Genomic DNA, 7,955 nt, shown 5'->3' with positions numbered 1-7,955 from the left:
TTACGCAACCATACCAGAACGGTGGAGCGGCCCTGAATGCCATAACGCGCCTGGGCCTGTTTGTAGGTGAGCTCGCCTTTTTCAATCTGCTCGACCAGTGCCAGTTTAAAAGTCAGCGAGTAATCGCACTGTGTCCGTTTCACACCTTGTCCCATCGGGTTCTCCATTTATTGGGGGGAAAGGTGTAAACCATATTCAGGACGGGACAAAACGATAAAAAAAGCCCTCGCAGTGCGAGGGCTTTTTCGTGGGCGTTTGGTGGTTGGTACTTAGTTCACCACGGCCACGTTGATGCTGCCGTTGCCCTGGGTCATGCGTACCCGGGCGCCAGGCACGAAGGTGGGGCTGGCTTTTTGCACCACTACGATGGATTCGCCGTTCTCTTTCTTGATCTCGAGCTCGACACCGTCAACCTGATTGAGCTTGTCGCCGGCAGCTTTACCGGCGGCGGCACCTGCGATGGCACCACCGGCGGCGGCGATATCGCTACCCCGGCCACCCCCTATGGTGCTGCCGAGCAGGCCACCGACCACGGCGCCACCTATGGTGCCGACCAGAGAGTTCTCATCGGCCTGGATCTTGACCGGGCGGGTGGAGAGTATGGTGCCGTAGCTGACGGTCTGGACCTGCTTGGCACGATCCTTGGTATAGACATCGCCGGAGTAGACATCGCTGTTGGCACAGCCGCTGAGGGTGGTGGCAGTGGTGGCGGCCAACAAGGCGATAAGGGTCATACGTTTCAACATGATGGGCCTCCTAGGCTGGCATCTAATCTGGTTAATTCGGTCAGTGAGTGCAACTTTACGCCAACCGGATTGAGCATGAAACCAGCAAAGTGTAACCAATTATGAGACTCGGGGACGGGAGGCGACGCCTGCAGCGGGATTAGCCGAGGCTTTTTTCCAGCAGCAGGCGATCTTCACCCGGGCCGAAATAGTCGCGCTCCTCGGCAACTTGCTGATAACCGAGTCGAAAGTAGAGGCGTTTGGCCGGATTGGCCGGATCCACCGTCAGTCTGACCCGTTCGACCAGCACCTGGGTCAGTGCCTGCTCCAGCTGCAGCATCATGCGCTCGGCAAGACCGAAGCCGCGCGCCTCGGGTAACACAGCCAGGGAGAGCAGCCAGCCTTGCGACCGATCCTGTCCCAATCCACCCAGGGCATAGCCAAGCAGCTTGCCATCCAGTTCGGCCACCAGCAGCAGCTCGGGCCAGAGATCCATGGCCTGGCGAAAGAAGAAGCCTGGATAGACATCCTCCCCGAAGACGTTGACGTCTATCTGCCAGATGGCGTGCATGTCGGCGTGGGTGGCCACTCTCAAAACGGGGGGCTGATGCATCCGGGCTCCTGTCATTGCGTGCGTGCTGCCGTGCGGCAGTCAAAGGAGTCACAGGTTAGTGGGCCATCCTGGCTGATGCAAGCGTACCTGATGATGTCGGGCGCGAGTGGTCGAAGGTCTGTGTCAGGGCGGCAGGGGCCGGCTGTTGGGCAATCTTGGGGCCTTGCGGCGGCTGTCCAGCAGATGGCACAGGGCAAGCCAGGGATGACGCCACAGCATGCGCGGGCCGCTCCATTTCATGATCTGCTGGATCTGCTTGCGCATGGCGGGGGCATAGCAGTGGATGTGGCAGTTGGCGCAGGTCGGTTTGTGGCCGTGACCATAGCGGCAGCGCCGTAGTCGCTGGTGGGCGAAGGCTTGCAACTGCTGGCAGTGCCGACAGGCGGGATCCTGATGGTGGTGGTGGCAGTAGAGGCGGATCATGGCGCTGACCGTTTGCTGCTCCCGCTTGAGCCTGGGGTGCTCGGATGCCTTGCTGGCACGAGTGCTGTGCATTGAGTCGGGATCATGGGGTTTCATGGCGGTCATTGTCCTGACCTGAGGGGACTGGGTGTTGATACAGGTCAAGACGGGAGGCAAAAAAACAGGGCCCGCAGGCCCTGTGTCATCAGATGAGGCTGGTTGCTTGTTCCAGCCAGAGGAGATCCTCGCCCTCCAGCAGGGGGATCAGGCGGCGGAACACCTCGACATGGTATTCGTTGATCCAGCGGAACTCGGCCGGGCTCAGCAGGCTGCGATCGATGAGGCGGGTATCAAACGGCACATAAGTCAGCCGCTCGAAGCCCAGCATCGCCAGTTCGCCTACCTGTTCCTGTTCGGTCACGACCACCAGGTTTTCGCAGCGGATGCCGAACGCATCTTCCCGGTAGTAACCCGGCTCGTTGGAGAGCACCATGCCCGGTTGCAGCGCCACCAGGCTCCCCTTGGGCGCGATGCGCTGGGGGCCTTCGTGCACGCTCAGGAAGTGACCGACACCGTGGCCTGTGCCGTGGTCATAGTTGTAACCCGCCTGCCACAGCGGCATGCGGGCCAGCACGTCGAGCTGGATGCCGGCGGTACCGCGCGGGAAGCGGGCCTGATCCAGCGCGATATGGCCCTGCAGCACCCGGGTAAACATGGCCTTGTGCTCGTCAGTCACCTCACCCACCTTGACGGTGCGGGTGATGTCAGTGGTGCCGTCCAGATACTGGGCACCGGAATCCACCAGATAGATGCTGTCCTGACCGAAGGGGCGTGGTGTGCCGTTGGTGTGACGGTAATGGCACATGGCGGCGTTGGGCCCCAGCGCCGAAATGGTGTCAAAGCTCGGCTCGACGTAGTGTTCCTGCTCGTGACGGAAGGCTTCCAGCTGATCGGCCAGCGTGCCTTCATCCACCCCCTCGAATTCGCCGGAGGCGATCAGCCGATCCAGCCAGGCGAGGAAACGGGTAACGGCGACGCCGTCGCGCAGGTGGGCGCGCTGCATACCGGCCAGCTCCACCGGGTTCTTGCACGCCTTCGGCAGCATGGTCGGATCCTGACCGGCCACCAGGATGGCGCCTGCCTCTTCCATGATGAGCTGGGTCCAGGCGTTGGCCGTGTTGGGATCGGCCAGTACTCTTTGCTGGTTTTCACCAATGCGTTGCAGCACGTCACCCAGCTTGTCGATGGGGTAGACGGAGACATCCTGTCCCACATGTCTGGAGAAGGCGATGCAGTCAATCTTGTCGGTGTCGACGAAGAAATCCATGCTGGTGTTGGCGTAGAGCACCGCAAAACCCAGCACTACCGGCAGCCGCTCCACGTCACGGCCACGCAGGTTGAGCAGCCAGTTGATGGGCTCGGCCTGGGTCAGCAGTACGGCATCCAGCCCGCGCTTGCGCAGGTCTGTGGCCAGCAGTTCGCGCTTGGCCTGGCTCGACTGGCCTGCCAGCTCTTCGCTGTAGAGAATGACCGGGGTTTTGGTCGGCGCGGGGCGATCGCTCCAGTGCAGGTCGATGGGGTTCTCATCGACCCGTACCAGCTCGATGCCGCGTTCGGTCAGCAGGGCCTTGGCGTGTTGATACCAGGCCAGGCTGTGCAGGCGGGCGTCAAAGCCGACCCGGGAGCCGGACGGCAGTTGTTCAGCCAGCCACTGCACATGGGGATCTTCGTTCAGATGAAGAAACTCGAATAGCTCGGCCGGTGCCTGCATGCGGGCCTGCACCGTGTAACGACCGTCGATGAACAGGGCCGCCCGCTGCGCCATTATGATGGCGAGCCCGGCGGAGCCGTTGAAACCCGTGATCCAGTCCAGACGCTCTGCGTAGGCGGGAATGTATTCGCCCAGGTGCTCGTCATCGTGGGGGACTATGAAGGCGTCCAGCTCTTGAATGGCCAGAGCGGCCCTGACCTGGGCGACGCGGGTTTCAATAATCTCGAAATGATTCATGTCGTTAATGCCAGATTGTAGTGATGTGAGTGTTCAGTGGTTGTGGCCGCTGTCCAGGATCCGTTTGATCGACTGGCCAGCCGCCTCGATATGTTGTTTGAGCAGCACCACAGCCTCGTGTTTGCGGCGGGCGCGACACAGCGCCAGCAACTGGGCGTGCTCACGTTCAGCCTTGTCCACTCCGTCGCTGGCAAACAGCAGCTCGAAGCGTACATAGCGGTCACAGCTCAGATTGATCTGGGCAATCAGCTCCAGCGCCTGGGGGCGACCGGCAGCCTGATAGAGGGTGGCGTGAAAACTGTGGTTCAACTCTGCCCAGTGTTCGATCTGGGTGCCTGACTCGAGCGCCTGATCAAACTGGGCCAGGATGGCCTCTGCCTTGGCAAAGGTCTCCTCCGTCATCAGGTCGACGGCGTGAAACAGGGTATCGGCTTCCAGCAGGGCTCGCAAATAAAAGAGCTCCTCGATGGCCGAGGCGTCCAGCATGGTGACCACGGCGCCGCGGTGGGCCTCGAATTTCACCAGTCCCTGGGCCTCCAGTTGCATCAGGGCTTCCCGCACCGGAATGCGGCTCACCGCCAGCTCCTTGGCGATGGCATCCTGACGAAGAGGGGCGCCGGCGGCAAACTCCCCACGCAGGATCCGGCCGCGGAGGTTCTCCATCACCATCTGGGTTCGGGTCTTGTAGGGTGGGGTCATGGTCGGGTCACAGGGGAATCGTTACAAAATTGTATATTGTATAAAGTTGGGCTGAATCTAACGCGCAACCGCCCACAAGGCAAGGTTTGGCGGGGATCAAACGCCACCATCTGGTTAAAAAAATACCGGTCAGCAGGGCTGACCGGTATTGGAGTTTGCAAGAAGACGGGGGCTGGCGTTACAGCTGCGGACCTGCCGCGACCAGGCGCTTGCCCTCTTCGTTGTCGGTGAAGCGCTCGAAGTTCTTGATGAAGCGCTGGGCCAGATCCTCTGCCTTGGCATCCCACTCGGCCTTGTCGGCATAAGTGTCACGCGGGTCGAGGATCGCCGGGTTCACGTCGTGCAGTGCGGTCGGCACTTCCAGATTGAAGACCGGCAGTATCTTGGTCTCGGCTTTCTCGATGGAACCGTCCAGGATGGCGTCAATGATGGCGCGGGTATCCTTGATGGAGATGCGCTTGCCGGTGCCATTCCAGCCGGTGTTGACCAGATAGGCTTCCGCGCCGGCCGCTTCCATCCGCTTCACCAGCTCCTGACCGTACTTGGTCGGATGCAGGCTGAGGAAGGCCGCACCGAAGCAGGAGGAGAAGGTCGGAGTCGGCTCTGTGATGCCGCGCTCGGTACCGGCCAGTTTGGCGGTGAAGCCAGACAGGAAGTGGTACTTGGTCTGCTCCTTGGTCAGCTTGGAAACCGGGGGCAGCACGCCGAAAGCGTCGGCAGTCAGGAAGATCACCTTGTTGGCATGACCCGCCTTGGAGACCGGCTTGACGATGTTCTCGATGTGATAGATGGGGTAGGAGACACGGGTGTTCTCGGTCTTGGAGCCATCATCGAAGTCGATGGTGCCATCGGCAGCAACGGTCACGTTTTCCAGCAGCGCATCGCGACGGATGGCGTTGAAGATGTCCGGCTCGGCTTCTTTGGAGAGCTTGATGGTCTTGGCGTAGCAGCCCCCTTCGAAGTTGAACACGCCGTCATCGTCCCAGCCGTGCTCGTCATCGCCGATCAGCTGACGCTTGGGATCGGTGGAGAGGGTGGTCTTGCCGGTGCCGGAGAGGCCGAAGAAGATGGCAACGTCGCCGTCCTGACCCACGTTGGCGGAGCAGTGCATGGAGGCAATACCGCGCAGGGGCAGGAAGTAGTTCATCATGGAGAACATCCCTTTCTTCATCTCGCCACCGTACCAGGTGCCGCCGATGAGCTGGATCTTCTCGGTGAGGTTGAAGGCAACGAAGTTCTCGGAGTTGAGACCCTGTTCCTTCCAGTTCGGGTTGGTGCATTTGGCACCGTTCATCACCACGAAGTCAGGTTTGAAGGCTTTCAGCTCTTCATCGCTCGGGCGAATGAACATGTTCTTGACGAAGTGAGCCTGCCAGGCCACCTCTGTGATGACGCGCACGGCCAGACGGGTATCCGGGTTGGCACCGCAGAAGCCATCGACCACAAACAGGCGCTTGCCGGAGAGCTGTTTGGTCACCAGGGATTTCAGATGTGACCACACTTCCGGGGTAATGGCTTTGTTATCGTTTTTACCCTGGTCAGACCACCACACAGTATTCTGGGTGGTGGCGTCTTTGACGATATATTTATCTTTCGGGGAGCGGCCTGTAAAGATACCGGTGTTGACATTAACGGCGCCCAGTTCGGTCACTACACCGCGCTCAAACCCTTCCAGGTCAGAACGTGTCTCTTCCGCGAAAAGCTGGTCGTAAGAGGGGTTGCGAACGATTTCTTGGCTGTTTTTGATGCCGTACTGGTCCAGTTCTAATTGTTGGGCCAGGGTGGGTTCTGCCACGATTGTCATTGTATTCTCCTGGGTTCAGAGGTTGGTAGGGTTCTATCTGGCATTCATCCTATCACTTAGGTGGTAGAGTTTAGAGATCGCCATCAAACTTTATAAAATAGGGTATTTTTTTGTTATTTAAGTTAAAGGCGGGTTTTGCCCGCCTTCAATTAGTGTAACTTGTTTGCATCATTATCGGGAGCCCTGCTGAACAGGGTTTCGACGTCGATCCCATCAAATTGGTACTGGGCGCCGCAATAATCACAGTGCATGTCGATCTTGCCGAGCTCCTGCACCATCTCCAAGACTTCTTCCTTTTCTATCTGCAGCAGGGCCCCTTCACAGCGTGCGCGGGAGCAGGTGCAACGGAACTCGACTGCCTGGGGATCGAACACCCGCACCTTGTCCTGGTTGTAGAGGCGGTAGAGGATCTCTTCCGCTTCCAGCCCGAACAACTCATCATCCTTGATGGTGGCGGTGAGCTGGGTCAGGTGATCGAAATCTGCGCTGTGATCCTCGCTCTGGGCGGGCAGTGCCTGCAGCAATATGCCGGCGGCGCGTGGTTCACCCTGGTGGTAGCCGGTACGGATCCAGAGCTTGGTGGCCAACTGTTCGGATTGGGCGAAGTAGTGCTCCAGGCAACCTGCCAGGGTATCGGCGTCCAGGGCTATGATGCCCTGATAGCGCTCGCCCTGCTCCGGAGTGATGGTGATGATCAGCTGGCCGTTGCCAATCAGGCTCTGCAGCTTGCCATCGCTCGGCAGCTCCCCTTCATAGCGGGCCACGCCGCGCAACTGCTGGTTGTTGTCACCGTTGATCACCGCCAGACGGACAGGGCCATCACCCTGCAATTGCACAGTGATGGAGCCTTCGAACTTGAGGGTGGCGGTCAGCAGGCTGGTGGCGACCAGCAGTTCACCCAACAATTTTTGCACCTGCACCGGATAACTCTGGGCTTCCACCACGTGGCGGTAGGTGTGATCCAGCTGGACCAGCTCACCCCGGACTTCGTACTCTTCAAACAGATAGCGATACAGGAGATCTTGGTTACTCATCATGCATTCCTGGGTTCTTAGGTGAGGAGAATAGATAAAAACAATAATAAACAGGTGGTTAGGAACTTATCTCGCCCCCTGTCGTCATAAAAGGGCCACGTTGGCGAGTCAGTATTGCTTGACCTTGATCAGCTGGCGCCGCTCCTGCTTGTCGGGGCGACGCTCGGGGCTTGGGGCAAACTGGCTGTTGAAGCGGCGCGCCTCGCTGTTCTCGGCCCGTTTTTTCAGGCTGGCTTCCGTCTCTTCATAGAGCAGCTGGGCCAGCGGGGCGGACTTGCGCTGTTCACTCACTTGCAGTACCCGTACCTCCCGCTCGTCCTGGCCCTGCCAGACACGGATGAGGGCGCCGGTTTCAACGGCCTTGCCAGGTTTGCTGCGCTGGCCGTTATAGTGCACCTTGCCCCCTTCAATCTGATCGCGGGCCAGGCTGCGGGTCTTGTAAAAACGCGCGGCCCACAACCATTTGTCGAGGCGGACCTGGGTTGTGGTTTCTGCGGGATTCGGCATGAATCGACTCCGGGATGGCTGAAAGGGGAGCCTGATTATACCAGAGGCAGGCCTCGGGATAGAAACAGGGGGGCTGATGGTGTGACGGAATGTCAATTTTCACAGCTTGATACCATCCGGTCGGTTGTCTCTGGGTCCATTGCCGTACACAATAGCCAACCGA

8 protein-coding genes and 1 pseudogene are annotated in these 7,955 nt (G+C 59.5%); all 9 read right to left on the bottom strand.

Features of this window, described 5'->3' with window-relative positions:
* Positions 1-155, bottom strand: a pseudogene (locus tag GWQ27_RS14715) (IS3 family transposase); the annotation flags it as partial.
* Positions 156-269: 114 nt separating this feature from the next.
* A complete protein-coding gene (locus tag GWQ27_RS14710) occupies positions 270-746 on the bottom strand; it encodes a glycine zipper 2TM domain-containing protein (protein WP_005315904.1) in 477 nt (158 codons plus the stop codon).
* A gap of 139 nt (positions 747-885) precedes the next feature.
* Positions 886-1,338: an N-acetyltransferase gene (locus GWQ27_RS14705; protein WP_059168727.1), complete on the bottom strand. Its 453-nt coding sequence runs from the start codon at positions 1,336-1,338 to the stop codon at positions 886-888.
* A 123-nt stretch (positions 1,339-1,461) separates the two neighbouring features.
* Complete coding sequence (locus GWQ27_RS14700; protein ID WP_021139464.1) at positions 1,462-1,857, bottom strand: nitrous oxide-stimulated promoter family protein; 396 nt, start codon at positions 1,855-1,857, stop codon at positions 1,462-1,464.
* A gap of 88 nt (positions 1,858-1,945) precedes the next feature.
* The gene (locus GWQ27_RS14695) at positions 1,946-3,748 is read right to left on the bottom strand and encodes an aminopeptidase P family protein (protein WP_275907649.1); all 1,803 of its coding nucleotides are present in this window, start codon (positions 3,746-3,748) and stop codon (positions 1,946-1,948) included.
* A gap of 33 nt (positions 3,749-3,781) precedes the next feature.
* Positions 3,782-4,447 (bottom strand): GntR family transcriptional regulator, encoded by a 666-nt coding sequence (locus GWQ27_RS14690; RefSeq protein WP_021139462.1) that lies wholly within the window; start codon positions 4,445-4,447, stop codon positions 3,782-3,784.
* Between the two features lie 178 nt (positions 4,448-4,625).
* Positions 4,626-6,251, bottom strand: coding sequence for a phosphoenolpyruvate carboxykinase (ATP) (pckA, locus tag GWQ27_RS14685; RefSeq protein ID WP_058394887.1), 1,626 nt, complete (start codon positions 6,249-6,251; stop codon positions 4,626-4,628).
* 149 nt (positions 6,252-6,400) lie between these two features.
* Entirely contained in the window at positions 6,401-7,285 is an 885-nt protein-coding gene (hslO, locus tag GWQ27_RS14680; protein ID WP_021139460.1) for an Hsp33 family molecular chaperone HslO, read from the bottom strand.
* Positions 7,286-7,393: 108 nt separating this feature from the next.
* On the bottom strand, positions 7,394-7,792 hold the full coding sequence (hslR, locus tag GWQ27_RS14675) for a ribosome-associated heat shock protein Hsp15 (RefSeq protein ID WP_169047324.1): 399 nt from the start codon (positions 7,790-7,792) through the stop codon (positions 7,394-7,396).
* Positions 7,793-7,955: the final 163 nt, after the last annotated feature.

The sequence above is a fragment of the Aeromonas sp. 5HA1 genome (genome assembly GCF_029237245.1).
In the GTDB taxonomy this organism is placed as follows: domain Bacteria; phylum Pseudomonadota; class Gammaproteobacteria; order Enterobacterales; family Aeromonadaceae; genus Aeromonas; species Aeromonas salmonicida.
The sequence above is the reverse complement of the archived record's forward strand: the minus strand, read 5'-3'. Positions and strand labels throughout refer to the sequence as shown.

Bases quoted from the DNA above. Each gene is read 5' to 3' on its own strand.
- GWQ27_RS14710 (WP_005315904.1), bottom strand. From the start codon at position 746: ATGTTGAAACGTATGACCCTTATCGCCTTGTTGGCCGCCACCACTGCC.
- GWQ27_RS14705 (WP_059168727.1), bottom strand. From the start codon at position 1,338: ATGCATCAGCCCCCCGTTTTGAGAGTGGCCACCCACGCCGACATGCAC.
- GWQ27_RS14700 (WP_021139464.1), bottom strand. From the start codon at position 1,857: ATGAAACCCCATGATCCCGACTCAATGCACAGCACTCGTGCCAGCAAG.
- GWQ27_RS14695 (WP_275907649.1), bottom strand. From the start codon at position 3,748: ATGAATCATTTCGAGATTATTGAAACCCGCGTCGCCCAGGTCAGGGCC.
- GWQ27_RS14690 (WP_021139462.1), bottom strand. From the start codon at position 4,447: ATGACCCCACCCTACAAGACCCGAACCCAGATGGTGATGGAGAACCTC.
- pckA (WP_058394887.1), bottom strand. From the start codon at position 6,251: ATGACAATCGTGGCAGAACCCACCCTGGCCCAACAATTAGAACTGGAC.
- hslO (WP_021139460.1), bottom strand. From the start codon at position 7,285: ATGAGTAACCAAGATCTCCTGTATCGCTATCTGTTTGAAGAGTACGAA.
- hslR (WP_169047324.1), bottom strand. From the start codon at position 7,792: ATGCCGAATCCCGCAGAAACCACAACCCAGGTCCGCCTCGACAAATGG.